We start from the raw sequence: 26571 nt of genomic DNA, 5'->3' as shown, positions 1-26571 counted from the left end.
CGGGTTCCTGTGGGGGAGTCGGTGGTAGTGATGGCGGTTGCACTCATTCGGGGGCCACCACCATCCAGGGCACGCCAAAGCGGTCGGCCACCATGCCAAACGCCTGCGAGAAAAAGGTCTTGGTGAGCGGCATCTGCACCTTGCCGCCATCGGCCAGCGCATCGAAATAGCGCTTGGCATCGGCCGCATTGGCGGGGCTCAGCGCCAGCGAGATGCCCTGGAAGCTGGCGTGGCCCGAGCCCATGCCGTCCGACGCCATGATCTGCGTGTCGCCCACGGTGAACGAGGCGTGCATGACCATCTCGGGCGTGGGGCCCGGGCCGCTGCCATCGGCGCAGCCCTCGCCGGCGGCGGGCTCGGGGTTGTCCTTGTAGCGCATGAGCATGGTGACTTGGGCGCCCAAAGCGTGGCGGTAAAACTCCAGCGCTTCATCGCAGCGGCCTTCGAACATCAGGTAGGGCTCGACTTTCATGGGGGTCTCCTGGGGAACATGGACGGGGCAGGAAGGGTTTCGGCGCGCAATTGTGAACACCGTCCACAAACAATAACAAAGATAATGGACAGTGTCCACATCCCAACGATCCATGACCGTAAGCACCCGCAACAAAGCTGCCCCCTCCAGCGCACCCGCCGCACGCGCCACCTACCGCCACGGGGATCTGCACCGTGCGCTGCTGGACGCGGGCATCGAACTGGCGCGCCAGGGCGGGCCGGATGCGGTGGTGCTGCGCGAGGCCACACGCCGCGCGGGTGTGGCACCCAATGCGGCCTACCGCCATTTCGCCAACCGCGACGACCTGCTGGGCGCCGTGCGCGCCGCTGCCGTGGCCGCCGCCGCGCGGTCCATGGAGGCCGAGCTGGCCCTTGTGCCCACCACCGGCACACCCACCGAGCAGGCCCACGCCAAGGTGCGCGCCGTGGGCGCCGGCTACCTGCGGTTTGCGCACACCGAGACAGGGCTCTTTCGCACCGCGTTCGGAGGCCGGTTCACGGTGCAGCAAACCCCCGACCCCGCCATGGGCGGTGCCACGGGGCTCAACCCCTTCCAGCACCTGAGCGCCGCACTGGACGACCTGGTGGCCGCGGGCGCCCTGCCGCCCGCGCGCCGCCCCGGCGCCGAATACCTGGCCTGGTCCACCGTGCATGGCATGGCGCTGCTAGCCATCGACGGGCCGCTGCGCGGCACGCCCCAACAGATGCTGGACCTGCTGGGCCAGCGGTTGCTGGACATGGTGGAACGGGGGCTGTGAGCGCACCGCGCACGCCGGGTCCACTCAAGAACTGCCTTGGAACGGGCTTCGATGATCCTATGGGCCGATAGCGCCCACAAATAATGCCCTTGCTGCTATTTAATTTGCAGCAAATATCGCCCGTGCCTCATCCGGCCACCAGCCCATACAGCCGCGCCGTGGCCTGCACCCGCGCCACCAGCGCGCGGCGCAATGCCAGGGGCCGCAGCACTTCCACCTGCGGCGACAACCGCATCAGCTGCCCGCAGGCATGCTCCACCGACTCGATGGGGATCGTCACGGCCATGCGGCCGTCCTTGCGACGGGACGGAGGAGCGGCGGCCACCGCACGCGCCACGGCGCTGCTGAGCGCTCGCAGACCGCGCAACCCTTCGGGCGTGGCCAGCAGTGCAGCCTCGCCCGTGTACAGGCCTGACTCAAAACGCCGGATCGACGCGGCCCAGTAGCCCGGCAGGTCAAAGCGTGCGGGGCGCCTGACTGGTTGGTCCAGCGCTGTGGCCGCGTGAATGTTCGACACCCGGTAGGTGCGGGGCCCGCGCGTGTCGGCTCCCGTGGGCAAGGCCACCAGGTACCACACACCCGCTTTCAGCACCAGGCCCAGCGGGCTCACCGTGCGCTCTGCCGTGCGCGCCCAGCCCTCGTAGCGCAGAGTGATCTGGTGGCCGCTCCACACGGCGGCTGCCACCGTGGGCAAATACGGCGTGGGGTCGCTCTCGCGGTACCAGTCCACCGGGTCCAGGTGCAGGCGCGTGCTCACGCGCTGCGCGTCGTCGCGCCAGGCGGCGGGCAGTGCGGCCAGCAGCTTCAGGCGCGCCCCCGCCACATCGCCGCCCAGGCCCAGGTCCTGCGCAGGGCCGGGCAGGCCGCTCAAGAAAACGGCCTGCGCCTCCGACGGCGTGAGGCCTGTGAGTGTGGTCTTCCAGCCCGGCAGCAGCGCAAAGCCACCGTGGCGCCCCCGCTCGGCATAGATGGGCACACCCGCAGCGCTGAGCTGGTCCACATCGCGGTACAGCGTGCGCACCGACACCTCCAGCGCCTCGGCCAGCGCCTGCGCGCTCATGCGGCCGCGCGTTTCCAGCAGCATCTGGAGGGACAACAAACGGCTGGCGCGCATGGGTTTTGGCAGGGGTGGTGAAAAAGACAGAACACCAAAGATAGCGCAAATACCTGCCATGGGTTGGCAGGTATCGGTGCGCACACTGCAGGCCTGTCTTTGCCTTGTTGCCCCCCCTACCTTTTCAGGAGCCCCCATGCCCACCACCGATCCCCACGCCATCGTTGAACTGCGCCAGTACACCTTGCACCCCCAGCAGCGCGAGGTGCTCATCGACCTGTTCGACCGGGAGTTTGTGGAAACCCAGGAGGCGGTCGGCATGCGCGTGCTGGGCCAGTTCCGCGACCTGGACCGGCCCGACCGGTTCGTCTGGCTGCGCAGCTTTGCCGACATGCAGGTGCGCCACCGCGCGCTGGAGGGCTTCTATGGCGGCCCCGTGTGGGCGGCACACCGCCACGCCGCCAATGCAACCATGATCGATTCGGACAACGTGCACCTGCTCTGCCCCGCCTGGCCCGGCGCCACGGCGGCCCTGCCGCACCATGCAAGGCCGCAGCCGGGCGCGCAGGGTGCCACCGCTGGCGTCCTGCAGGTCACCGTGGTGCCGTTGCGTGAGCCCGCCACACCACCACTGCTGGACTTCTGCCGCCACCGCATGACGCCCACCCTGCAGCGCGGCGGCGCGCGCCAGCTCGCCTGGTTCTGCACCGAGCCCAGCCCCAACACGTTTGCCCGCCTGCCGGTGCGCGAAGGCGAACCCGTGCTGGTGGGCCTGGCCCTGTTTGGCGACGAGGCTGCGCTGACATCGTTTACCGACAGCGGGGCCTGGGCGCGTGACGTGGCGCCCGGTCTTGCGCCCTGGCTGGCGGCAGAGCCCGAGGTGCTCCGCCTGCAGCCCACCGCGCGTTCGGCGCTGCATGCGTGACGCACCGCACACCTCTCCCCCTGACGCATCGACCACCACGGAGCCCCACCATGTCCACCCCAGCCCGCCTCACTCCCATCCCGTCGCCCACCATCGCGCCCAGTGCCGCGCGCGACTTCGACTTTCTCATGGGCCCCTGGCGCATTCGCAACACGCGGCTGGTGCACCGGCTCGCGGGCTGCCACGACTGGGAGGTGTTCGACGCCACGGGCACCGCACATCCATTGCCCGGTGGCATCGGCAACTTCGACGACTTCACGCCGCTGGCATGGAAGCCCGGCTACGTGGGCATGGCACTGCGTGTGTTCAACCCCGTGACGCAGCGCTGGAGCATCTACTGGCTGGACAACCTCACGGGCGGCCTGGACCCGGCCAACGGCCTGCTGCTGCCGCCCGTGGTGGGTGGCTTCCAGGGCGGTGTGGGCCTGTTTGAAGGCGAGGAGCTGTTCGAGGGCCGCCCGGTGCGCGTGCGCTTCGAGTGGTCGCAGATGCACACCGGCGCCCCGCGCTGGCAGCAGGCGTTTTCGGACGATGGCGGCGCGACCTGGGAGGTGAACTGGGTGATGGAGTTTGCACGGCCTGTGTGAGCGTGGTCAGCCCCCAGCACCGACCCAAAAATGGGAGGCCCAACAGCCCCTGCCGCCTGACGGCAGGGTGCTGCCAGCTACCCCAACAGGAGCAGGGACTCACGCCGCCTGAAGCGCAGCTTCCTGCACCGGGAAGTCTGTGGACACCGCCACCGCACGCCACTGCGCCGTCTCTTTTGCCACAAAGGCATGTTTGTCGGCAATGGTCTGCAGCGTGTCCGTGCCCAGCGGCAGGCGCAGCGGCGGCGTGGGGCTGGCCACCAGCTGCATCACGGCCTGGGCCAGGCGCACCGGGTCGCCGGGCTGGTTCAGGTTGATGCGGCGGGCGGCCTCGCGCACGGCACCGGCGCTCTCGGCGTAGTCGTCCAGCACCCGGGGCGACACGGCCAGCGAGGCGCTGTCCAGAAACTCGGTGCGGAAGTACCCCGGCTCCACCACCGTGGCGTGGATGCCCAGCGGCGCCAGCTCGGCATGCAGCGCCTCGGTGATGCCCTCGACCGCAAACTTGGTGGAGCAGTACAGACCAAACCCGGCGGCCGACTGCACACCGCCCAGCGACGAGATGTTGACCACATGCCCGGCGCGGCGCGCGCGCATGGCGGGCAGCGCGGCGCGAGTCACATGCAGCAGGCCGAACACGTTGGTGTCGTACAGGCGCCGCACCTCGTCGGCTGTGGCCTCTTCCACCGCGCCGAGCAGGCCGTAGCCTGCGTTGTTGACCAGCACGTCGATGCGGCCGAAGCGGTCGAGCGCCGCGCCCACAGCATGGCGGGCCAGGGCCTCGTCGGTCACGTCCAGCGCCAGGGGCAGCAGGGCATCGTGTGCGCCCAAGCGCTTTTCGACCGATGCGGCATCGCGCGACGTGGCGATGACGGCATCGCCCTGGGCCAGCGCGGCCTCGGCAATGCGCGCGCCGATGCCACGCGAGGCGCCGGTGATCAGCCAGACGCGGGGGTAGGAAGAACGGGTGGTGGTCGTGGCTGTGGTGGTCGTGGCTGTGGTGGTCGTGGCTGTGGTGGGGGTGGTGTGTGCGGCGTTCATGGTTGGTCCTTGAGGTGGTGTTGAGCAATGGGCGGTGCCCATGACGGTGGACTTTAGGCAAGCCATTGCCATGCAACTAGCCCATAATCTCTGGATTCATTCACAAGCAACGCTTGCCAATCCACCACACACCCACCCCGCACAATGCCTGTCCACCATGGCCATCAATGAACTGCGCGCCATCGCCAACTTCGTCAAGGCCGCCGAGCTGGGCAGCCTGCGCCAGGCGGCGGCCGCGCAGGGCATCACGCCACAGGCGTCCAGCCAGCTGCTGGTGCAGCTCGAATCGCACCTGGGCGTGCGACTGTTCCACCGCACCACGCGCAGCCTGAGCCTGACCGAAGAAGGGCGCCAGTTCCTGGCGTCGGCACAGCCGGGCCTGGCCACGCTGCAGCACGCGGTGCAGGGCGCGCGGCGCGGGCGTGAGGCAATGGCGGGGCCGCTGCGCATCGTGGCGCCACGCTCCATCCTGCTGGAGGTGATCTGGCCGGTGCTGCACGAGTTCTGCCGCCGCCACCCGCTGGTGGAGCCCGATGTGCAGCTCGACGACCGCATCGGCAACTGGGTGGAAGACCGCGTGGATGTCGGCTTCCGCTCGGGCTACCCGCCCGAGGGTGGCGTGGTGGCGCGGCGGCTGCTCACGCTGCAGCTCATCGTGTGCGCCGCGCCCGCCTACATCGCACGCCACGGTGCGCCGGCCAGCATCGACGACCTGGCGCAGCACCGCTGCAGCGGCTTTCGCCATGCATCGACCGGGAAGCCCATGCCCTGGGAATTCCAGGTGGCCGACGACATCGTGGCGCGCACCATCCACCCCACCTTCTGCACCAACGACATCGAGGTGGAGGCCCGTGCGGTGCTGGGCGGCCACGCGGTGGGCCAGTTGGTGGGCGTGACGGCCGCGCCGCTGGTGCGCAGCGGCCAGCTGGTGCCGCTGCTGCCCCAGCATGTGGCGCAGCACCTGGCGCTCTACGTGTACTACGGCAGCCGCACGGCGCTGCCAGCGCGCGTGCGGGCCTTCATCGACCTGGCGGTGGAGACGGTGGCCAACAACCCCGCCTATCTGCTCACGCCCAAAGAGCTGGCGACCCACGGCCCTGCGGTGCAGAAAACGCCCCGGGCGCGAAAGCCCACGCAGTGAGCGCCGTGCTGACAGCTCAGAAGGTGTGAACGGATCCGGCGTGTCCGAGCAGGCCGCTAAAGCACGGCCGGTCTAGGCGCAAAGCACAGCCATGGCGCGGGCTATGGCGAGCATTTGCAACGACGAGCGGGTGTGTTTTGGCGGGATGAGCGGGCATGATGGGTGCGTTCACACCTTCTCAAGCCGCAAACCCACCGTCGATCAGCAAGCTCGCCCCCGTCACCATGCCCGATTCCGGCCCGGCCAGATAAGCCACCATGCCCGCGATCTCATCGGGGTGGGCATGGCGGCTCAGGGCCATCAGGCCGTGCATGTCGCCCGCCATGGGGCCGTCAGCGGGGTTCATGTCGGTGTTCACGGGGCCGGGCTGCACGTTGTTCACCGTGATGCCACGCGGGCCCAGGTCGCGCGCCAGGCCCTTGGTCAGGCCCACGATGGCGGCCTTGCTCATGCCGTACACGCTGAATCCGGCCCATGGCACGCGGTCGGAGTTGGTGCTGCCGATGGTGATCACGCGGCCATAGGCACCGCCTTGTCCCATGTGGCGCACGGCGGCCTGGGTGGCTACGAACACAGCGCGCACGTTGACGTTAAGCGTGTGGTCAAAGTCGGCCAGCGCAAAGCTGCCGATTTCACCCGCGATGGCGACGCCCGCGTTGTTGACGAGGATGTCCAGGCGGCCCAGCTCGCGCGCGGCGCGGTCCACCGCCTGCGTGAGGGCGACGGCATCGGCGCTGTCGGCCTGCAGGGCCAGGGCCTTGCCGCCGCTCGCAGCAATGTCCGCCACCAGCGCCTGCGCAGGCGCTGCGGAGCTGCTGTAGGTGAAGGCCACGGCCGCCCCGTCGCGCGCCAGGCGCCGCACGATGGCCGCGCCAATGCCGCGCGCGCCGCCGGTGACGAGCGCGACCTTGCCCGCCAGCGGGCGACCAGGCGATGAAGGGGCGGAGACCTGGGATGTTTCAGACACGGAAGACATGGTGTTGTTTCTCCAACAAGATGCATGCAGAAAATAGTTCGCAACCGAACCGGGAAGACCTGCAGTGTCAGAAAAACACTCATGCTCCGGTAGCCATGAATGGGCTGTATGTCTTTCAACCCTTGGTTGAAAATACACCGCATGCAACCCCTCAGCCACCTCGAATCGTTTGTGCAGTCCGCCCAAGCGGGCAGCTTTTCGGCCGCCGCACGGCTCATGGGCCTGACGCCCGCCGCCGTGAGCAAGAACGTGGCGAGGCTGGAGGCCAGCCTGGGCGTGCGGCTGTTCCAGCGCAGCACGCGCAGCCTCACGCTGACCGAGGGCGGGCAGCGCCTGCTGGCGCAAGTGGGCCCGCCACTCACCGCCCTGGCCGATGCGGTGGACCACGCGGCCGAGGCCGAGCAGCAGCCTGCGGGCACGCTCAAGGTCAGCATGGGCCAGGCCTTTGGCCGCGCGTACCTGGTGCCGCTGCTCACCGAGTTCTTGCAGCGCTACCCGGCTATCCAGCCCGACTGGCGCTTTGAAAACCGGCAGGTGGACTTGATCGGCGAGGGCTTTGACGCCGGCATCGGCGGCGGCCTGAACCTGAACCCCGACATGGTGGCACGCACACTGGGCCCCATCCACCTGGTGGTTGTGGCCGCGCCTGCACTGCTGCAGGGCCGCAAGCGGGCACCACGCCACCCGGCGGACCTGGCGCAGTGGGACGGCATTGCACGGCGCAATATCCGCACCGGGCGCATCAACCTCACCACGCTGCGCAACAAGGCGGGCGATGCCGCCCCCGTGGAGCTGCGCCCGCGCGTCGTGTTCGACGACCCCGAGGCCATGTGCCAGGCCGCGCTGATGGGCCTGGGCCTGGCCGTGCTGCCCATGCCGTTTGCGCAGCCCTGGCTGGCGCGGGGCGACCTGGTGCGGGTGGTGCCCGGCTGGTGGGCCGATGCAGGGCCGACCTCGCTGTACTACCCCAGCAAGAAGCTGCTGCCCGCCCGCACCCGGGTGTTTGTGGACTTTGTGCTGGAGCAGTTCAGCACGCGCGGATTTGCGCAAAGGGTGCGTGGAGACTGACAGACACAGCGTGTGGTGCCAGGCCGCGGCAGCGCGGTGGCAATAATGGGCCTTTGCAACCGCTCTGGACCACCGTCATGCCCCAACACATCGGCATCGTGGGCTGCTCCGCCGAAGGTGCCGCCCTGTGTTACCGCACCCTGTGCGCCGAAGGCGCCGCATTGCTGGGCCGCCCGCATGCGCACCCCGAGGTGACGCTGCACACGCCGTCGCTGGCCGACTATGTGGACTGCCTGGACCGGCATGACCTGCAAGGCGTGGCCGACCTGATGCTGGCCTCCGCCCACAAGCTGGCGCGTGCAGGCGCAGATTTTCTGATCTGCCCCGACAACACCATCCACCAGGCGATGGACCGGGTGCTGCCCCATTCGCCGCTGCCCTGGCTGCACATTGCCGAAGTGGTGGCGGCCGAGGCGGCAGTGCGCGGCCACCGGCGCCTGGCACTCACCGGCACGCGCTGGCTGGTGGACAGCAACGTGTACCCCGACGCGCTGCAGGGCCGGGGCCTGCAATGGGTGCGCCCCACGGAGGCCGAGCGCAGCGAGATCAACCGCATCATCATGGACGAGCTCGTGCCCGGCGTCATTCGCCCCGAGGGCGTGGCCATGTTCCAGCAGATCATCGCCCGCATGCAGCGCGAGGACGGCTGCGATGCCGTGGTGCTGGGCTGCACCGAGATCCCGCTGATCCTGAGCGACGCCAACTCCCCGCTGCCCACGCTGGACTCCACCCGCCTGCTGGCCCGTGCCGCGCTGCGGCGGGCCGTGCAAGCGGACTGAACGCAACTACTTGAGCCGCTGCGCCACCACCGCATCCAGCGAGGCCATGAAGGTCTCCACGGCCCGCGTGTAGGCGCTCTCCAGGCCCAGCTGCGCGTTGATCTCGCCGTGGGTCAGCTCCTGCGGCAGCACCTCGGCACGGCCCCCCAGGTCGCGCACGCGGCGGGCCATGCCCTGGGCCTGCAGGCAGGGGTGATCGGGGCGCTCGATGGAACAGACCAACTGGAACGGCGGCACCGGCCCCGACAGCGCGTGGTACGGCGACACTGCGGCCCAGAACAACGGGTTGGCGCCCATCACCTCGTCATAAAACGGGTAGTGCGGCGCGGTCATCACCACGGGCACATTGAGCGCCGCGCTGTCCAGCGACACGGTGCCCAGCCAGGGCCAGGCCCCCTCGCGCTGGGCCAGGGTGGGTGATGCATTGATGAGCGACACCAGGTGCGCGCCCGCTGAGTGCCCCATCAGGATGAACCGCGATGCATCGGCGCCCCAGCTGGCGGCGCGGCTTTGCGCGGCGGCCAGCGCCATGGCCACGTCCTGCGCCTCCTGCAGCACGTTCACGGTGGGGTACAGGCGGTAGTTCACCGAGATGAACACAAAGCCCTTGGGCACCCAGCGCGCCACCTTCTCCTGCACCACGCGGGACATGGCCTTGTCGCCCGTGCGCCAGGCGCCGCCATGCACCATGAAGATCACCGGCGCGCGCGTACCACTGGCCACCGCAGCACTGCTGGCGGCGTCGCCAGCAGCGGGCAGGTAGACATCCATGCGCTGCAGCGGGTCCGCACCATAGGGCACATCGGCCACGCGCTGCACACCGACGGGCAAGGCCGCAGCGGTGTCGCGCACCTGCGCGAAAGGCCCCAGCCCCCGCAGCTGGGCGTGGGCGGGTGGGGTCAACACGGCGGCCAGCGCGCACAGCGCTGCGCCGAGGCCTGTGCGCAGTGAGGCGAACTCGAAGAGTGGGGTGGAAGGACGGGACATGCGGGATCTCCTGGCTCAATGAAGTAGAGATGAAAAATCAGGGCCGCGCAGGGCAGGTCATCGGGGCGCCGCTGGCGTCAAAGCAGCTGGCGCTGCGGGTGCGGCCGGTGTCCGCGGTGTACGAGCTGCTGGTCTGCACGCTGTTGCCAGTGGCTGCGCTGGTGGCCGTGGTGGTGCGGCCCTGGGTCACGCTGCCGTCGGCGCTGCGCGTAGCGGCGCCCGTGCTCTGCAGCGTGCCCCGGTCGCCCTGTGCGGCCAAGGTGCTGCTGTGGCTGGCCGTGCCATCGGCATTCCTTGCGCTCTGGCCCTGGCGCACAGCCATGGCGCCGTTGGGGCCCACCACGGCAGCGCCGCTGCGCACACTGCCGTGGCCCTGGCCGTCGGTGGACACGCTGCGGCCGCGCAGCACGCCCCCACCGCCCGGCGCTGCGCGGACCACGCCGGTGCGGGCGGTGGTGCTGCCGTCGGCGTTGTGCTCCACCGTGTGGCGGCTGCGTGCGTTGGCATCGTTCGCTGCCAGAAGCAACAGTGCCGCCACGGCCAAGGCGGCCAGCAGCATGGCCCGGTAAGTGGCAACAGGGGCGGTCGGTGTCGGGACGGAAGGGAACATGGCGGTGGGCTCCTTGCAACAGAACAGGGGGTACGAAGCAGCGGGGTGCTGCGCTGGCCTGAACTATGGCCGCCAGGTATGAGCCAGTTGTGGCGCCCGCTGCACGATGTATGACAAAGCATGACAAACCACCGTCGCGTGTCATGCGTTGTCATGCACCGGAGCACCTGCCCGCGCTGGCACCCGGTGTTTTCGGCCCTACCATTGGCACGCAGCCTTGGCTGCACCCACCCGCTGCCACACCCACACACCGCCCCATGACGGAAGCCCTGGCCAAGATCCTGGTCGCCGACGACGAACCCGACCTGCGTGCGCTGCTGCAGCGCTACCTGAGCGACCAGGGCTACAGCGTACGCACGGTCGATGGCGCGGGCCCGCTCGATGTGCTGCTGCAGCGCGAGCGCTTTGATGTGCTGGTGCTCGACGTGATGATGCCGGGCGAGGATGGCCTGTCGATCTGCCGCCGCCTGCGCGCGCAGGGCGAGACCATTCCCATCCTGATGCTCACGGCCAGGGGCGACCCCGTGGACCGCATCGTGGGCCTGGAGATGGGCGCCGACGACTACCTGCCCAAACCCTTCAACCCGCGCGAGCTGCTGGCCCGCATCCAGGCCATGGTGCGCCGCCAGCGCCTGCTGGGTGCGCACACCGGGCCGCGCCAGACGGGCGGACGCATTGCGTTTGGCGCGTTCACGCTATGGCTGGACGAGCGCCGGCTGGAGCGCAACGGTGGCGAGGGCGGCCAAGGTGCGCAAGACGTGCCCCTGACCACGGGCGAATTCGCGCTGCTGCAGGCGCTGGTACAGCAACCGCACCGGCCTCTGGGCCGCGACCGGCTCATCGCACTGGCCTATGGCCCCGACCACACCGCCACCGACCGCAGCATCGATGTGCAGGTGATGCGCCTGCGCAAACTCATCGAGGCCGACCCTGCCCAGCCGCGCCACATCCGCACCGTGTGGGGCGTGGGCTATGTGTTTGTGCCCGATGGCGCAGCGCCGGGCGGCGGAGGCAGGGCATGACCCCCTCCGCCACACCCCAGGCCGCCGGAGGCTGGTGGCCGCGCAGCCTGCTCGGGCGCAACCTGCTGCTGATGGCGGTGCTCATCGTGCTGGGTCAGCTGGTGGCGGCCGTGCTGGTGCGGCAGATGATCTTTCAGCCCCGCGTGGCACAGGTGGCCGATGGCGTGGCGCGCAATGTGGGCGCGCTGCGCGCAGGGCTGCAGGCACTGCCCCCGGCACAGCGGGCCGCCTTTGTCGAGGCCTTCAACCAGCAGGCTGTGCGGTCGGCCCCGCCGGTGGCAGCGGAGAACGCTGCGCGGCGTGCACTGCTGTCGCCCATGGAGCGGCAGTTTGTGCAGGCGGTGTCGCGCCGCCTGGGGGCGGACGATGCGACAACAAGCACATCGCAACCCGTATGGCGCCGCGACAGCACCGGCGTGCTGGCGCTGCGTGTGGTGCACCAGGGGCCGCAGGGGGCGGAGACCTATTGGCTGAACCTGCCCAGCGTGTTCCCCACGCGCGAGTTCACCGGCGCCTGGCTGGCCGCCACGCTGGCCAGCATGCTGCTGGCGCTGCTGGGGGCCTGGTGGCTGCAGCGGCACATCAACCGCCCGCTGGCACAGGTGGTGGCGGCGGCCCGGCAGCTGGCGCAGGGCCGGCCCCCTGCGCCGCTGCCCGAAGACGGACCCGAAGAAATCGCCACCGTGGGCCGCAGCTTCAATCACATGGCGCACAGCCTGGCCGCTGCCGAGCAGGAACGCGCGCTGATGCTGGCCGGGGTGTCGCACGACCTGCGCACCCCGCTGACCAAGCTGCGCCTGGGCGTGGAGATTGCCGGTGCACAGGTGGATGCCCCCCTGGCCGCGAGCATGGCGCGCAGCATTGACGAGATGGACGGCATCGTGGGCCAGTTCCTGCAGTTTGCGCGGGTCGGTTCCAACGCAGGCGAGGCCGAGGCGCCCACCCCCGCATCGCTCAACGACCTGGCCCAGGCCGTGGCCGAGGCGCAGGCCGACCATGGGCGCACCGTGCGGCTGGCGCTGGGCACGCTGCCCGACGTGCCGGTGCGCCCCCAGGCCCTGCGCCGCGCGCTGGACAACCTGGTGGAAAACGCCTGGCGCCACGGCACGCCGCCGGTGCTGCTGCGCACGGGGGCGGATGCCGACGGCGTGTGGCTGGAGGTGCAGGACCAGGGCCCCGGCATCGCCCCGGCAGAGCTGGACCGCATTCGCCAGCCCTTTGCGCGCGGCGATGGAGCGGCACGTTCGGGCGCACCGGGCGCGGGGCTGGGCCTGGCCATTGTGGAGCGCGTGGCGCGCAGCCACGGCGGGCGGCTGGAGCTGCGCAGCGCGGCGGGCGCGGGCCTGCGGGCGCGACTGGTGCTACCTCTCGGCGGACAGGCCTGAGGCCGCCGGGCGCGCCCAGGGCACGCTGCACCCTGAAATTCAGCCAAAAGTGCCGCGAGCGCTAGTGGAATATGCGACAGCAGCTGTCAAATCAATAGCAAATCAATGAACCTGGCAGGCCCTCAGGCCACCGGCATCTTCAGCTTGCGGTACAGCGTCTGGCGGCTGATGCCCAGCTGGCGCGCGGCCTGCGACATGTTGCCGCGCGCAGCCTGCAGCGCCTGGTCGATGGCGGCCTGGGACAGCTGCTGCAGGCTCAGGCTGGCTGGCAGGCCGTCCACAACGGCGCCCGCTGCGGCATCGCTGCGCGGGCTGGCGGGCACCGCCGTCAGCGCCTGCACCAGGTCGTCGGGCATGTGCTCCCAGCCCAGGGTGTCTTCACCCTCGGCCAGCATGGCGCAGGCGGTGCGCAGCACGTTGGCCAGCTGGCGCAGGTTGCCGGGCCAGGGGTAGGCGGCCAGGCGGGCCAGCAGGTCGGGCGCCACCTGCACTTCAAAACCCAGACCCTGTTCCGTCGCCAGGTCGGCCAGCAGGCGCTGCAGCAGCGCCACAAAGTCGCTGCGCTCGCGCAGTGCGGGCAGCTGCACCGTGAGGCCGTTGATGCGGTAGTACAGATCTTGCCGAAAGCGCCCTTGCTCCGCCGCCTGCATGAGCTGGTTGTGCGTGGCGCAGACCAGTGCAAAGTCCACCGGCACGGCCTTGCTGGCGCCCACGGGCGTCACGCTGCGCTCTTGCAGCACACGCAGCAGACGGGTCTGCAGGGCCAGCGGCATGTCGCCGATTTCGTCGAGAAACAGCGTGCCGCCATGGGCCTCGCGCAGGCGGCCCAGGTGGCCCTCCTTGCGCGCGCCGGTGAAGGCACCGGCCACATGGCCGAAGAGTTCTGATTCGATCAGGTGCTCGGGGATGGCTGCGCAGTTGATGGCCACAAACGGCGCATCGCGGCGCGGGCCGCTGGCGTGCAGCGCGCGCGCAAACACCTCCTTGCCCACGCCCGACTCGCCCTGCACCAGCACCGCAATCGGTTTGCCCACCACGCGGCGGGCCTTGTCGGCGGCGGCGCGCCAGCGCGCGTCGCCGGTGTCCAGCTGGGCCAGGGCGTCTTGCTGGGACACTGCGGCAGCCGTAGCGGTGGGCCGTGTGGGGGTGGCGACCCAGGCGGCGTCCATCTGCACCTGGGCAAACAGCAAGGCGCCTTGCAGTGTGCGCAAGGCCTGCGGCTGCTGGGGGCGGCGCTTGTGGTGCGAGAGCAGGTCATCGAGCCGCACATCCAGCACCCGCTCCAGCAAGGTGGCGCCCACGTCCCCCGCATGCAGGCCCAGCTGCGCCAGGGCCACGCGGTTGGCACCCACGATCCAGCCGTCGGCCGACACGGCCACGATGCCCTCGGCCACGCTGCCAATGCCCTCGGGCGCGCTGTGCAGGTGCAGCCGGATGTTGCGTTTGCAGGTGGCCGCCAGCAGGCGGTTTTCGATCATGCGGGCGGCCGTGCTCACAAGGCCCAGCGTGTGGGCGTGGCCGTGGCGGTAGTCGCCCGAGATGTCGAGGATGCCCAGCAACTCGCCCGTGGCCGACAGGATGGGCGAAGCCGCGCAGGTGAGAAAGTTGTTGCGCTCCAGAAAATGCTCGCCGCCGTGCACCTCCACCGCGCAGGCCTCGGCCAGCGCCGTGCCGATGGCATTGGTGCCCCGGTGGGCCTCGTGCCAGGAGGCACCGCTGGTCAGCGCCACGCGCTCGGCCTTGTCCACAAAGTACGGATCGCCCAGCGTGTGCATGAGCATGCCGCGCCGGTCGGCCAGCACCACCACGCTCTGGCTGTGGCGCACTTGCTCGAACAGGTATTCCATCACCGGCCGCGAATGCGCAAGCAGCTCAGGGTTGCTGGCCAGCACCTGGCGCAGCGTGCCGCTGCTGGGGTGGTCGATGGCCTGCGGCCGCCCGGTGGGCAGCAGGCCGGCCGCCATGCTGCGCGACCAGGAGCGCGCCAGGCGCTCGTCCACCAGGCCGCTGGGGCACTGGCCAGAGTCCAGCAGGTGCTGGCGAGCCTGTCGCAGGGCGACGGGAGAAGTGTTGGGGCGCACGCTTTGTCTCCGTGCAGGCTCAGGGCGGCCCGCTTGTGGTGTGTGGGCCAGTATGGCGGGCTCGACGGCGCGGGGCAAGGGTGTGGGCGCAAGCGGTGTGCCAACTGTTCCATTTCGTGACAGGTGTCGCGGCCCGGCACACCGCGATGCGGGCGGCTGCAACAGGTGTCCGCCCTGGGCTGCCGAAAAAATCCAATGAAATCAACACTTCGCGCGCCGTGGCCTGCTGGCATGTGTTTTGAGTAAGGGATTGGCATCGGACAGGCCTAAAGAGACCGCCCGATGCACACAACCATCGCAGGAGACAACACCATGACCGTGTACGCAGCCCCCGGCGCCGCTGGCGCCAAGATCACCTACAAGCCCCGTTACGACAACTTCATCGGCGGCAAATTCGTGCCGCCCGTCAAGGGCCAGTACTTCGATGTCATCACGCCCGTGAGCGGCAAGGTCTACACCCAGGCCGCGCGCTCCACGGCCGAAGACATCGAGCTGGCCCTGGACGCCGCCCACGCTGCGGCCGACGCCTGGGGCAAGACCGATGCCGCCACGCGCGCCAACATCCTGCTCAAGATCGCCAACCGCATCGAAGAAAACCTGGAGCGCCTGGCCTACGCCGAAACCGTGGACAACGGCAAAGCCATCCGCGAGACGCTGAACGCCGACATCCCGCTCACCGTGGACCACTTCCGCTACTTTGCGGGCTGCGTGCGTGCGCAGGAAGGTGCCTTGAGCAACATCGACGAGAACACGGTGGCGTACCACATCCAGGAACCGCTGGGCGTGGTGGGCCAGATCATTCCGTGGAACTTCCCCATCCTGATGGCCGCCTGGAAGCTGGCCCCCGCGCTGGGTGCCGGCAACTGCGTGGTGCTCAAGCCTGCAGAGTCCACGCCCATCTCCATCCTGATCCTGGTCGAGCTGATTGCCGACCTGCTGCCGCCCGGCGTGCTCAACATCGTCAACGGCTACGGCCGCGAGGCGGGCATGCCGCTGGCGCAGAGCAAGCGCATCGCCAAGATCGCGTTTACCGGTTCCACCAGCACCGGCCGCGTGATTGCGCAGGCCGCTGCCAACAACCTGATCCCCGCTACGCTGGAGCTGGGCGGCAAGAGCCCCAACATCTTCTTTGCCGATGTGATGGACAAGGACGATGCGTTTCTGGACAAGGCGATTGAAGGCCTGGTGCTGTTTGCGTTCAACCAGGGCGAGGTTTGCACCTGCCCGAGCCGCGCGCTGATCCAGGAAAGCATCTACGACCAATTCATGGAGCGTGTCTTGAAGCGCGTGGCCGCTATCAAACACCAGAACCCGCTGGACACCGACAGCATGATGGGCGCGCAGGCCAGCAAAGAGCAGCTCACCAAGATCCTGAGCTACCTGGACCTGGGCAAGCAGGAAGGCGCCGAAGTGCTCGCCGGTGGCGGCCAGGCCCACCTGGGCGGCGACCTGGAAGGCGGCTACTACGTGCAGCCCACGCTGTTCAAGGGCCACAACAAGATGCGCATCTTCCAGGAAGAAATCTTCGGTCCCGTGCTGGCCGTGACCACCTTCAAGGACGAAGCCGAAGCCCTCGCCATTGCCAACGACACGCTGTATGGCCTGGGCGCCGGTGTGTGGAGCCGCAACGGCAATGTGGCCTACCGCATGGGCCGCGCCATCAAGGCCGGGCGGGTGTGGACCAACTGCTACCACGCGTACCCCGCGCATGCGGCGTTTGGTGGCTACAAGGAGTCGGGCATTGGGCGTGAGACGCACAAGATGATGCTGGACCACTATCAACAGACCAAGAACCTGCTGGTGTCGTACTCGGAAAACAAGCTGGGCTTCTTCTGATCTGGGGTGGCGGTCCAAAAACCGCCCCTGGCGTCGTTGCTCCGTCTGGCCGTGGCGCTGCCACTGTCTGCGACGGAGGCGCCTAGCCAGAGACGGTTTGTGAACCGCTGGAAACGTTTCTACTGACGCGGCTCGTTGTTCCAACTGGCCGCGTTTTTTGCATTGCACGCTGGAGACACCCCATGGTCGAAAAAGTCACCGCCACCCCTGCCGCGCTGCAGTTGGTGGCCTTTCTGCAAGCAAAGCATGGCCCTGCGCTCATGTTCCACCAGAGTGGCGGCTGCTGCGACAACAGCGCGGCCAACTGCTATCTGCCGGGTGAGATCACGATGGGTGCGGGCGACGTGTACCTGGGCGATATTGGCGGCTGCCCGTTCTACATCGGGCGTGCGCAGTACGAGACCTGGAAGCACACGCAGCTCATCATCGATGTGATCGAAGGCACGGGCGGCACGTTTTCGCTGGAGGGGCCGGAGGGCAAGGCCTTTCACACGCGCTCGCGGGTGTTCACCGACGCCGAGCTGACCGAACTGGGCATCGCGCACGGGCCTGCGGCGTGACCCCCCGGGGGCTGTACGGCCCTCCATGACGCCCCTTCATGCCCGCTCCAGCACAATTCGGGTCATTCAGACCGGTAGCGCTAGTGCAATATGCCGCTGTAGCTATTGAATTCGTAGCGCCGCCATGGCACCACGGCCACCCGCTTCATCCCCCAGGCGGAACACCGACACCACGTGCACCAGGTCTTCGGCCTGGTTCTTGAGGCTGCTGGCGGCGGCGGCCATCTCTTCGACCAGTGCAGCGTTCTGCTGGGTCACCTGGTCCATCTGCGTCACGGCCTCGCCCACCTGGGCCACACCCAGGGACTGTTCGTGGCTGGCGGCGCTGATCTCGCCCACGATGTCGGTCACGCGGCGGATGGCGCCCACCACCTCGCTCATCGTGGCGCCGGCGCGGTCCACCAGGGCGCTGCCCTGGGCCACGCGCTCCACGCTGGCGCTGATGAGCGTCTTGATCTCGCGCGCGGCCTCGGCACTGCGCCCGGCCAGGCTGCGCACCTCGCTGGCCACCACCGCAAAGCCCCGGCCTTGCTCGCCCGCACGGGCCGCCTCCACCGCGGCGTTCAGCGCGAGGATGTTGGTCTGGAACGCGATGGAGTCGATCACGCCGATGATGTCGGAGATCTTCTGCGACGAGGCGTTGATGCCGTGCATGGTGTCCACCACCTGCGCCACCACTTCACCGCCCTGCACGGCCACGGTGCTGGCATTGGCGGCCAGCTGGCTGGCCTGCTGGGCACTGTCGGCGTTCTGGCGCACGGTGGCGTTGAGCTGCTCCATGGACGCGGCGGTTTCTTCCAGCGCGCTGGCCTGGCTTTCGGTGCGGGCCGACAGGTCGGTGTTGCCCTGGGCAATCTGCACGCTGGCGGTGGCCACGCTTTCTGACCCGCTGCGCACGTTGCGCACCACCTGCGTGAGTTGTGTGCGCATCTGCTGCAACGCCTCCAGCAACTGACCCACCTCGTTGGTGCCATGGGCAATGGGGGCGCCGCTCAGGTCTCCCTGCGCCACAGCGCGTGACAGCGCCACGGCCTGCGACAGCGGCCCGGTCATGGAGCGCACAAACACCAGCGCCATTGCACTGGTGGCCGACAGCGTGAGCACCAAGGCCAGCGCCACCCACAGCAGGTTGCGCTGCAGCCCCGCCACGCGCGCCTGCAGCGCCTGGTCCAGGCTGGTCATCGACAGGTTGTTGAGCGCGTTCAGCGCCTCGATGGTGCGGGTGAACGCGTCAAAGTAATCCTTGGACGGCAGCTGCAGCTCCGTGGCGTTGAGGATGTCGCGCTCCACCATCTGCAGCGACTGCTGGATCTGCCCTTGCACGGCCTGCACGCTGCTGCCCAGCGCGCGCTGCAGCTCGGCATTGCCCTGCAGGGCGCGGTCCAGCCCCCGGAAGGTGTCGCCCTGCAGCTCGGCCACGCGTTGCTGCAGCACCAGCAGCTGGCCCTTGCCCTGGGGCGTGAGCTCGCGCTTGCCCAAGGCGCTGGCGCCCTGGGCGCGCAGCATGCCCAGCTTTTCCCCCAGCATGGGGGCTTGGGCCAGCGACGCCTGCACCAGCGCGTGGGTGTCGGCCTCGGGGTCGATCTGCAGGCCATAGGCATGCACCAGCGCCTCGTTGAGCTGCAGCAGCGTTGCGATGAGTTGGGTGTGCTGCGCGGTGCTTTGCACCTGTTCGATGCTGCGTGCGGCCACGGCCTGCTCCAGGGTGCGCCAGGTCTGCTGCGCCTGGGTCCAGGCCGCCATCTGCGCCGCAGGCACCTTGGCGGCGGCAAAGCGGGCGCTCACGTCGTCCAGCGCGGTGTTGACCGCATCGCGCGCGGCAGGGCGGCGCGCGGCCAGCGACTCGTCACCCCCCAGCATGCCCACCGACAGGCCACGGTGCACCTGCATGCGCTGCACCAGCAGCGTGAGCGCCTGGGCCGGGGCCACGCCCTGCGCTTCCAGGCGCGCGTGGTCGATGGCGTGGAGGGAGTCGCGCACCACCAGGAAGGTGGGCAAGGCGCTCATCATGAGCCCGATGGTCCCCAGGATGAGGAATTTTTCGAGCAGGTTCAACCGGTGAAGCAATGACATGGCAATGGACGCAGGCCACACGGCGTGCGCTTTAGAGTAGGCCCCAGGGGCGGGTGTCGGCACCGCCGACTGGATAGCGGCCCTCTCAAGAACCTGTTGACGATCTCGCAGGGGATCACCAACACGCTCTGAAGGCCAAACGGAATGGTTCTCAATGTAGGGACGTGTCCGCAGTATGGTTTTGACTCAGGTCAAGTCACGCAGAGCTTCCCCGCCCGTGGCTGGACGGCCGGTATCGGGCTGTGTACCGGTGCGCAAAGGGGCTACGGCCGCCGGTGCGCTGGAGAATAATGAACACATCCCCATCCTCTGGAGCCCCTGGCATGCACTCGATCACCCTGCGTTTCCTGGCGTCCCAGTCCACCCTGCCCCAGGCGGGCCGCGTGCCCGGTGGCACGGTGCTGCGCTGGGTGGATGAGGCTGGATTTGCCTGCGCCAGCGCCTGGGCCCAAGGGGATTGCGTGACCGAGTTTGTGGGCGGCGCCCACTTTGTGCGCCCTATCCGGCCGGGCAATCTGGTCGAGGTGCACGCGCGCCTGGCTTACACCACCGACACCAGCATGTGCCTGGCGGTGGAGGTGCGCAGCGGCGCCGTCCACGGCGCGCCGCTGGAGGATGTGGTGCACTGCGTGGCCGTGTACACCGCCGTGGATGCCAGCGACCAGCCGCGCACCGTAGACAAATGGAGCCCCGAGACGCCCGGCGACATTGCACTGGCCCAGCGCGTGAAGGCCCACATCGACGCAGCGCGCGCGGCGCAATGAGCGGCGCTGCACAGGCCGCATCCGCCACCAGCCCGCTGCGTGCGCGCGACCTGCTCGCGGCGCTGGTGGTGGTGATCCTCTGGGGCGTGAACTTTGTGGCGATGAAGTGGGGGCTGCGCAGCTTCAGCCCCTTCCAGCTGGGCGCCGCGCGCTACCTGTGTGCAGCGCTGCCGCTGGTGCTGCTGGTGCGCCCGCCGCGCATGCACTGGCGCTGGGTGCTGCTGTTCGGCTTGTTCCAGGGCGTTGGGCAGTTCGGCTTTTTGTTCATGGGACTCAAGGTGGGCATGACGGCCGGGCTGGCCAGCGTGCTGCTGCAGACCCAGGTGTTCTTCACGGCGCTGCTGGGCTTTGCGCTGTTGCGCGAGCGGCCGGGGCTGCCGCTGCGCGTGGGCATGGGGCTGGCCGCACTGGGGCTGGTGTGTTTTGCGATGAACTATGTGAGCCCGGGCTCCGGCATGGGGGTGGCGGCAGCCACCACGCTGGCGGGCCTGCTGCTCACGCTGTGTGGCGCGGCGATGTGGGCGTCGTCCAACATCGTGGCGCGGCTGGCGCAGCAGCACAGCCCGGGCTTTGATCCGTTGGCCTTTGTGATCTGGAGCAGCCTGGTGCCGGTGCTGCCGTTCATGGCGCTGTCCGCCCTGTTCGACCCTGACGCCGCGCGCTGGCTGCAGTGGCAGACGCTGGCCAGCGTGCCGCTGCTGTCATGGGCCGCCGTGGCCTACCTGGGCTGGGCCGCCACCATCGTGGGCTACGCGCTGTGGACCAACCTGCTGCAGCGCTACCCCGCCAACCGCGTGGCGCCGTTCAGTCTGGCGGTGCCAGTGGTGGGCCTCACCGCAGGCTGGCTGCTGCTGGACGAGGGCGTGGCGCCCTGGCAGTGGGCGGGCATTGCGCTGGTGGTGGCGGCGCTGGCCTGTGTGGTGCTGGGGCCCAGACTACAAGCCAAAATGGCCGGTAGCGCTAGTTGAATATGCTGCAAAAGCTATCAATTGGATAGCATTCAGCCACCGCACCGGCTACAGCAACCTGCGCCGCGCAAAGCGCACCACGGTCACCCCGGCACGTGCCTGGCGCACCGAGGGCATGACCAGCACGCAGTCGTCGTACGGAGTGACCACCGGCACGCCGTCGTTGTCACCAATCACCGTGCCCGCCTTCTCGAACACTTCCAGGCCCGTGTACGGCGCCACGAAGCGGAAGGCGCTGCTGGTGGCGACCACGGGGCCGGTCACCTCCAGTGCCCACTGGCGCGGTGCGTCGGGCAGGCGCCAGCCGGGCAGCTGCTGCGCCAGTGCGTCGGCGCTCAGGGCGCCAGACTGCTCGATGAAGCGCACGCACTGGTCCTGCGCCACGGCGCGGCTGGCCGGGTCGCCATGGAAGCCACATTCGATCAGCAGCGAGCGGGTGCCGTTATCGTCCAGGTCACCAAACCGGCCGTAGTCGCGCATGCGCACGCCGTCCTTGTGGCCGGCGTCCACCACGATGTGCTCGGGCGAGCGCATGGCACGCGCCAGCGCCAGGTTGCGCGGCTGGATGCCGGTGAGCAGCAACGGCGCCGAGGGCTCGTGCATGGAATGGATGTCGAGCAGCCAGTCGGCCTGCGCCACCCACGGGCGCAGCGCGGCGGCGCGGCGGCGCTCGTTGGTGTCGGCCGCATCGATGCGCTCGTCCAGCCACTGGCGGTTGAGGTCTTCGTCGGTGAAGCGCGAGGCGTCGTGGTTGCCAGGGTCAAACCGGTCGAAGGCATCGAGGTTGCAGAACGCAAGCGTGAGCGTGCCCTGCTGCGGGCGCACACCGGCGTCGAGCAGGCCTTTGAGCGCCCAGGCGCCGCACAGCTCGTTGCCATGCACCAGGGCGCTGATCATCACGTGGCGGCCGGGCCGGCCCGAGTCAAAGTGCCACACGCCTTCGGTGCCGGTGTTGCCTGCACGCCAGGCGCCGATGTCGGGGGCGGGCAGCGCAAACACCAGGGGTTGCACGGATGCGGGGGGGAGAGTGCTGCTGCTCATTCTTCGATCTTGGCGAATTCGACAATCTTCTTGTACTTGGCCACTTCGGTGGTCAGGAACTGGTCGATGTTCACGGTGGGCGAGGCCACGGTGGACCCGCTGGCTTCCATCTTCTTGCGGAAGTCCGGCGATTGCAGGCTGTCGGCCAGCGCCTTCTTGAGCTTGTCGGTCACCGGCTTGGGCAGGTTGGCAGGCGCCATGAGCGCAAACCACACGCTGATGTCCACGTTCTTGTACTGCGGCGACTCGGCCAGCGCGGGGATGTCGGGTGTGGTGGCGGAGCGCTTGGCCTCGGTGGTGCCCAATGCAATCACCTTGCCGCTCTTGATGTGCGGCAGGCCGCTGGAGAGCACGAACACGCCGTACTCCAGGTTGTTGCCCATGAGGTCGCTGGTGAGCGGCGCCACGCCCCGGTAGGGGATGTGGGTCATGAACAGCTTGCCTTGCTCCTTCACGGCCTCGCCCGCCAGGTGCAGCGCCGTGCCCACGCCCGAGCTGCCGTAGCTGAACTTGCCGGGGTTCTTGGACACCTTCTGCGTGAACTCCGCCATGTTCTTGACGCCCGCGCCGGTGGAGGCCACCAGCACCAGCGGCTGGGAGGCAATGAGGCCGATGGCGGTGAAGTCCTTGATGTCGTACTTGACCTTCTTGGTCACGAGCTTGTTGATGGCGATCTCGTTGTTGGCGCCCACCAGCAGGGTGTAGCCGTCGGGTGCGGCGTTGGCCACCTTCTGCGCACCGATCGCGCCACCTGCACCGCCCAGGTTCTCGATCACCACCGGCACGCCGAGCTTGTTGCCCAGCTCGGTGGCCACCGTGCGTGCGGTCAGGTCGGTGCTGCCGCCGGGCGGATAGCCCACCACGATGGTGATGGGCTTGCTGGGGTAGGCGTCTTGCGCGATGGCAGGGGCAGCGAGAACGGCCAGGCCGCACAGCAGTGCAGCACGGCGCAAGGGACGGACGGTGGTCATGGTGAAACTCCTTGGCAAAGGCGTGGGGCTGAATGGGGCGGGTGAGGTATGGATTGGATTGTGAAAAACCGGCCCCTGGCTGTTGGTGCCAAAACGGCACCAGGTCGTGCTGATTCGCGATGCCTGCCACGGGGAAACCCGCAGGTCTCTCACCGTGGACACGCGCTCATCAGCGCTGCGCCAGGGCCTTCCACAGCGCCTCGGCCAGCGGCCCCAGGCGGCGCTTGGGGCGGTACAGGCGCACGTCAAAACGCACCTCCATGCGGGCGTCACCCGCCAGCGCGAGGCGCTGGGCCTTGCAGTCGGCAAACACCATGGACCAGGGCAGCCACGCAACGCCCAGGCCTTTTTGTACGTATTCGTAGTGGGCGTCGGCCGAGTCGCACTCCACCACGCGCTGCAGCCGAGGCGCATGGGGGTTGTGCGCCAGGTGGTCTTCCACCAGCCGCCCCAAGGCCAGCTGGGGGGCGTAGGCCAGGTAGGGCACCCGCGTGGCGTCGGGCCCGAACCGGTGCAACGCCTGTCCCTGCGCCGTGGCGCGCGAGACGGGCACCAGCCGGTCGGAGGCCACCGTCAGGTGCGTGAACTGCCGCGCATCGAGACGGATGGCCAAAGCCGGGTGGTGGTACACGAGCGAAAAATCGGCCTCGTTGCGCTCCAGCATGCCCACGGTGTCGGCCAGCGCCCGGGTGCGAATGCACAGCTCGCCGCCTTGCAAAATGGGCTGCAGGCGCACCAGCCAGTCGGCCACCACGGTGCGCGCCAAGGTGCGGCCCGTGGCCAGGGTCACGGTGCGGGCCTGCCGCCCGGCCAGGCTTTGCAGCTCTTCGTGCGACTGGGTGAGGCTGCGGGCCAGGTGGCCGGCGGTCTCCAGAAAACTCTGCCCGGCGGGCGTGAGGGTGACCGGGCCACCGCTGCCGCGCTCCACCAGCGGCGTGCCAGCCCAGGCTTCCAGCGCACGAATGCGGCGGCCAAACGCGGGGTGGGTGACATGCCGCAGCTCCGCCGCGCGGGTGAAGCTGCGCTCCTGCGCCAGCACGATGAAGTCTTCCAGCCATTTCAACTGCATCGTCGGCTCCTGAAGGGGCGGCTGTCCGGTCGGTGGGCTGGTGCCCGGGCTGTGCCGGCCCCTTTGTAGGACCAGACACCGCGGTCGGAGTGAGAGGGCTCAGCCCCGGGCAGCTTCCAGAACGCCTCGGGTGCGCATGGCTTCTGCACGCGAGGCCGCAGCAAAGTCCTCCCCTTTGGACGCGTAGAGAATGGCCCGCGACGAGTTCACGATGATCGGCCCGTCACTGCGCAGCCCGGCGCGCACGGTGGCGGCGGCATCACCACCCTGGGCACCCACGCCCGGAATCAGCAGCGGCAGCGTGGGCGCGATGGCACGCACGCGCTCGATCTCCTGCGGGTAGGTGGCGCCCACCACCAGGCCGAGCTGGCCGTTCTTGTTCCAGGGGCCTTGCGCCAGACGCGCCACATGCTCGTACATGAGCGGCTGGCCCTCGACGCTGGCCAGGCGCTGGGTCTGCAGGTCATCGCCGCCGGGGTTGGACGTACGGCAGAGCAAAAACGCGCCCTTGCCGTGGTAGGCCAGATAGGGCTCGATGGAGTCGAAGCCCATGAAGGGCGACAGCGTGACGGCATCGGCACCGTAGCGCTCGAAGGCCTCCTTGGCGTACTGCTCGGCCGTGGAGCCGATGTCGCCGCGCTTGGCGTCCAGGATCACCGGCACCTGCGGTGCGTTGGCCCGCATGTGCTGCATCAGGCGTTCGAGCTGGTCCTCGGCACCGTGCGCAGCGAAGTAGGCGATCTGCGGCTTGAAGGCACACACCATGTCGGCGGTAGCGTCCACGATGGCCGCGCAAAAGTCATAGATCTTGCGGGGGTCGCCCTGCATCGCGGCGGGAAACCGCGTGGGTTCAGGGTCCAGGCCCACGCACAGCAGGGAGTTGTTCTGTGCCGTGGCGTCGCGCAGCATGTCGGTGAAGTTCATGGGGCGTGATTTTAGGTGGGTGGGCACGGGATGCCCCCGCCGGGGACCGTGATCGTCGAAGAGAGGTTCTGCGAAGCGGGGGTTTCGGGCACCCCGGGGTGTGCCGACGGGCAACAAAAAAGGCCGTCGAGACGGCCTTTTTGCGGTAGTACAGGGAGCAACAAGTCCCTGGTGAGAACGAAAGATCAGCGGGGCACAGCCAACAGGCGTTGCACGTCGCGGTCGTTGGGCAGCGCGTAGTCGTAGCCACGCACGATGCGGCTGTCTTCGGTGCGCACCAGCTTCAGGCTCACGTAGGTGTAGTTGGCAGCCGCTGAGTAGGTGCCCACCAGCACCAGCGAGGCGTTGTGGTTGCGGGCAATGTCCTTGATCTCACGCGACAGCAGCAGCTCGCCCTGGCCTTCGCGCACGAACACGTCACCGCGCAGCTTGATTTCCTTCACGTTGAAGCCGCTGGCCGCCATGCTGGTGGCGTACTGCTCGGACAACGTGCGACCCAGCGGGGCGGCGCGGCTGAGGTCGTTGACGTTGACCACGGTGGCCACGAGCACGGGCCCGCCACCCAGCGAGTTCATGTCAAAACCGGTGGTCAGCTTGGTCACCGCGTCACGGCTGCTCTGGATGAACTGGCTGCTGGCGGCTTCCTGGTAGGTGGGCTCGACGCGCACCGGCGCAGCGTTGTTGGCGCAACCGGCCAGCACCACGCCGGCCAGCACCGTCAGAAGAAGTGCGGGGGTTTTCATTGCGAGACAACCTTCATGTTGACGTTCTTGTACGAGGGGCGCGTGAACAACGGGGTGTCAGCGTTTTCCAGGTAGTACACGTCGGTCTTGCGAGCCAGGTACTGGCCGCCGCGCGTGACGGTGGTGGTCAGGATCAGCTCGGTGTTGGTCGGGCCACCGGAGTTGATGCTGTTGGCATAGTCGGCGGCGATCGACAGACCCAGGCCTGCGGCCAGCTGGGCGTCGATGTGCTCATGGCGCAAGCCGTAGGCGGCAAACAGGCCTGCAGCCAGCATGGTGAACTGACCAGGGATGAAGTGCGGGCGGTCGCTGTTGTGACGCACGACCTGGATACCGTAGGAGACTTCCAGGGCCTGGCCCAGGTTCTGCTGCACCACGGCGCCGTTCTGGACCAGTTTGGTGATCAGGAACTCGCGGAACGCGGTCTCAAACTGCGTGGCATTGGCGGGCAAGGACACATGCAGGGGGGTGTTGGGGGCCACGCCGGCCTTGTCCAGGGTGCTCAGCGTCTGATTGACCACATCGCGCGAGACCAGGTCCCAATGTCCGGCGGAGCGAACCTTGGGCTGCGAGGTGTACTCGAAATTTTCCGCGACGGGAATAGGCGCCCTCTGTGCGCACCCCACCAAAGTTGCCACAGCGCCAGCCAGCACGGCCAAGCTGATTGCCTTTGAAAACGACATGATTCCCTCCTACGGACTGAATTTGCGAGGATC

The 26571-nt window shown here is 68.6% G+C and carries 26 protein-coding genes; 12 read left to right on the top strand and 14 right to left on the bottom strand.

Features of this window, described 5'->3' with window-relative positions; genetic code table 11:
* Positions 1–43: 43 nt before the first annotated feature.
* Positions 44–472, bottom strand: coding sequence for a VOC family protein (locus CLU87_RS22085; protein WP_099731825.1), 429 nt, complete (start codon positions 470–472; stop codon positions 44–46).
* Between the two features lie 112 nt (positions 473–584).
* On the opposite strand from CLU87_RS22085, the gene CLU87_RS22080 reads away from it, so the two are divergent.
* On the top strand, positions 585–1250 hold the full coding sequence (locus CLU87_RS22080) for a TetR/AcrR family transcriptional regulator (RefSeq protein ID WP_099731824.1): 666 nt from the start codon (positions 585–587) through the stop codon (positions 1248–1250).
* Between the two features lie 127 nt (positions 1251–1377).
* On the opposite strand, the gene CLU87_RS22075 is transcribed toward CLU87_RS22080, so the two are convergent.
* On the bottom strand, positions 1378–2364 hold the full coding sequence (locus tag CLU87_RS22075) for a YafY family protein (RefSeq protein ID WP_099731823.1): 987 nt from the start codon (positions 2362–2364) through the stop codon (positions 1378–1380).
* 136 nt (positions 2365–2500) lie between these two features.
* On the opposite strand from CLU87_RS22075, the gene CLU87_RS22070 reads away from it, so the two are divergent.
* Positions 2501–3229 carry an NIPSNAP family protein gene (locus CLU87_RS22070; protein ID WP_099731822.1) on the top strand — a complete coding sequence of 243 codons (729 nt, stop codon included), beginning with the start codon at positions 2501–2503 and terminating at the stop codon, positions 3227–3229.
* A 50-nt stretch (positions 3230–3279) separates the two neighbouring features.
* On the top strand, positions 3280–3816 hold the full coding sequence (locus CLU87_RS22065) for a hypothetical protein (protein WP_099731821.1): 537 nt from the start codon (positions 3280–3282) through the stop codon (positions 3814–3816).
* A gap of 99 nt (positions 3817–3915) precedes the next feature.
* Here CLU87_RS22065 and CLU87_RS22060 read toward each other — a convergent pair whose 3' ends face one another.
* Complete coding sequence (locus CLU87_RS22060) at positions 3916–4857, bottom strand: oxidoreductase (RefSeq protein WP_233193838.1); 942 nt, start codon at positions 4855–4857, stop codon at positions 3916–3918.
* A gap of 157 nt (positions 4858–5014) precedes the next feature.
* Between CLU87_RS22060 and CLU87_RS22055 the strand changes: the two genes are divergently transcribed.
* Positions 5015–5998, top strand: a complete 984-nt coding sequence (locus tag CLU87_RS22055) for a LysR family transcriptional regulator (RefSeq protein ID WP_099731820.1) — start codon at positions 5015–5017, stop codon at positions 5996–5998.
* Positions 5999–6176: 178 nt separating this feature from the next.
* On the opposite strand, the gene CLU87_RS22050 is transcribed toward CLU87_RS22055, so the two are convergent.
* On the bottom strand, positions 6177–6974 hold the full coding sequence (locus CLU87_RS22050; RefSeq protein WP_099731819.1) for an SDR family oxidoreductase: 798 nt from the start codon (positions 6972–6974) through the stop codon (positions 6177–6179).
* Positions 6975–7115: 141 nt separating this feature from the next.
* Here CLU87_RS22050 and CLU87_RS22045 point away from each other — a divergent pair, with 141 nt between their 5' ends.
* The gene (locus CLU87_RS22045) at positions 7116–8042 is read left to right on the top strand and encodes a LysR family transcriptional regulator (RefSeq protein ID WP_099731818.1); all 927 of its coding nucleotides are present in this window, start codon (positions 7116–7118) and stop codon (positions 8040–8042) included.
* A 77-nt stretch (positions 8043–8119) separates the two neighbouring features.
* On the top strand, positions 8120–8821 hold the full coding sequence (locus tag CLU87_RS22040) for an aspartate/glutamate racemase family protein (RefSeq protein WP_099731817.1): 702 nt from the start codon (positions 8120–8122) through the stop codon (positions 8819–8821).
* Positions 8822–8827: 6 nt separating this feature from the next.
* Here CLU87_RS22040 and CLU87_RS22035 read toward each other — a convergent pair whose 3' ends face one another.
* Positions 8828–9808, bottom strand: coding sequence for an alpha/beta hydrolase (locus CLU87_RS22035; protein WP_099731816.1), 981 nt, complete (start codon positions 9806–9808; stop codon positions 8828–8830).
* A gap of 37 nt (positions 9809–9845) precedes the next feature.
* Complete coding sequence (locus CLU87_RS22030) at positions 9846–10418, bottom strand: hypothetical protein (RefSeq protein WP_099731815.1); 573 nt, start codon at positions 10416–10418, stop codon at positions 9846–9848.
* Positions 10419–10675: 257 nt separating this feature from the next.
* Here CLU87_RS22030 and ompR point away from each other — a divergent pair, with 257 nt between their 5' ends.
* Both ompR and CLU87_RS22020 read left to right on the top strand, forming a co-directional pair.
* Positions 10676–11440 carry a two-component system response regulator OmpR gene (gene ompR / locus CLU87_RS22025; RefSeq protein WP_099732310.1) on the top strand — a complete coding sequence of 255 codons (765 nt, stop codon included), beginning with the start codon at positions 10676–10678 and terminating at the stop codon, positions 11438–11440.
* Positions 11437–12825, top strand: a complete 1389-nt coding sequence (locus tag CLU87_RS22020) for an ATP-binding protein (RefSeq protein WP_099731814.1) — start codon at positions 11437–11439, stop codon at positions 12823–12825. The genes ompR and CLU87_RS22020 overlap by 4 nt, the downstream gene beginning before the upstream one ends.
* 122 nt (positions 12826–12947) lie before the next feature.
* Here the strand turns inward: CLU87_RS22020 and CLU87_RS22015 are convergent, their stop codons facing one another.
* Positions 12948–14906, bottom strand: coding sequence for a sigma-54-dependent Fis family transcriptional regulator (locus CLU87_RS22015; RefSeq protein WP_099731813.1), 1959 nt, complete (start codon positions 14904–14906; stop codon positions 12948–12950).
* A 312-nt stretch (positions 14907–15218) separates the two neighbouring features.
* Here CLU87_RS22015 and CLU87_RS22010 point away from each other — a divergent pair, with 312 nt between their 5' ends.
* Positions 15219–16742 carry an aldehyde dehydrogenase family protein gene (locus tag CLU87_RS22010; RefSeq protein ID WP_099731812.1) on the top strand — a complete coding sequence of 508 codons (1524 nt, stop codon included), beginning with the start codon at positions 15219–15221 and terminating at the stop codon, positions 16740–16742.
* Positions 16743–16924: 182 nt separating this feature from the next.
* On the top strand, positions 16925–17302 hold the full coding sequence (locus tag CLU87_RS22005) for a DUF779 domain-containing protein (RefSeq protein ID WP_099731811.1): 378 nt from the start codon (positions 16925–16927) through the stop codon (positions 17300–17302).
* Between the two features lie 102 nt (positions 17303–17404).
* Here the strand turns inward: CLU87_RS22005 and CLU87_RS22000 are convergent, their stop codons facing one another.
* The gene (locus CLU87_RS22000; protein WP_099731810.1) at positions 17405–19375 is read right to left on the bottom strand and encodes a methyl-accepting chemotaxis protein; all 1971 of its coding nucleotides are present in this window, start codon (positions 19373–19375) and stop codon (positions 17405–17407) included.
* Between the two features lie 323 nt (positions 19376–19698).
* Between CLU87_RS22000 and CLU87_RS21995 the strand changes: the two genes are divergently transcribed.
* Together CLU87_RS21995 and CLU87_RS21990 are read left to right on the top strand one after the other, a co-directional pair.
* Positions 19699–20139, top strand: a complete 441-nt coding sequence (locus tag CLU87_RS21995) for an acyl-CoA thioesterase (protein ID WP_099731809.1) — start codon at positions 19699–19701, stop codon at positions 20137–20139.
* Positions 20136–21107, top strand: a complete 972-nt coding sequence (locus tag CLU87_RS21990; protein ID WP_099731808.1) for an EamA family transporter — start codon at positions 20136–20138, stop codon at positions 21105–21107. The genes CLU87_RS21995 and CLU87_RS21990 overlap by 4 nt, the downstream gene beginning before the upstream one ends.
* 48 nt (positions 21108–21155) lie before the next feature.
* Here the strand turns inward: CLU87_RS21990 and CLU87_RS21985 are convergent, their stop codons facing one another.
* From CLU87_RS21985 to CLU87_RS21960, 6 genes are all read right to left on the bottom strand, one after another.
* Entirely contained in the window at positions 21156–22148 is a 993-nt protein-coding gene (locus tag CLU87_RS21985; protein ID WP_099731807.1) for a succinylglutamate desuccinylase/aspartoacylase family protein, read from the bottom strand.
* Complete coding sequence (locus CLU87_RS21980) at positions 22145–23119, bottom strand: tripartite tricarboxylate transporter substrate binding protein (protein WP_056067894.1); 975 nt, start codon at positions 23117–23119, stop codon at positions 22145–22147. Before CLU87_RS21980 ends, CLU87_RS21985 begins: the two co-directional genes overlap by 4 nt.
* Positions 23120–23288: 169 nt before the next feature.
* Positions 23289–24188, bottom strand: a complete 900-nt coding sequence (locus tag CLU87_RS21975) for a LysR family transcriptional regulator (RefSeq protein ID WP_099731806.1) — start codon at positions 24186–24188, stop codon at positions 23289–23291.
* A gap of 99 nt (positions 24189–24287) precedes the next feature.
* A complete protein-coding gene (gene pyrF, locus CLU87_RS21970; RefSeq protein ID WP_099731805.1) occupies positions 24288–25112 on the bottom strand; it encodes an orotidine-5'-phosphate decarboxylase in 825 nt (274 codons plus the stop codon).
* A 185-nt stretch (positions 25113–25297) separates the two neighbouring features.
* Positions 25298–25855 (bottom strand): FlgO family outer membrane protein, encoded by a 558-nt coding sequence (locus tag CLU87_RS21965; protein ID WP_056742900.1) that lies wholly within the window; start codon positions 25853–25855, stop codon positions 25298–25300.
* Entirely contained in the window at positions 25852–26538 is a 687-nt protein-coding gene (locus CLU87_RS21960; RefSeq protein WP_056067885.1) for a hypothetical protein, read from the bottom strand. Before CLU87_RS21960 ends, CLU87_RS21965 begins: the two co-directional genes overlap by 4 nt.
* Positions 26539–26571: the final 33 nt, after the last annotated feature.

This window comes from Acidovorax sp. 59, from assembly GCF_002754175.1.
GTDB classification, from domain to species: Bacteria; Pseudomonadota; Gammaproteobacteria; order Burkholderiales; family Burkholderiaceae_C; genus Acidovorax; species Acidovorax delafieldii.
This window is presented reverse-complemented; position numbering and strand designations above follow the sequence as displayed.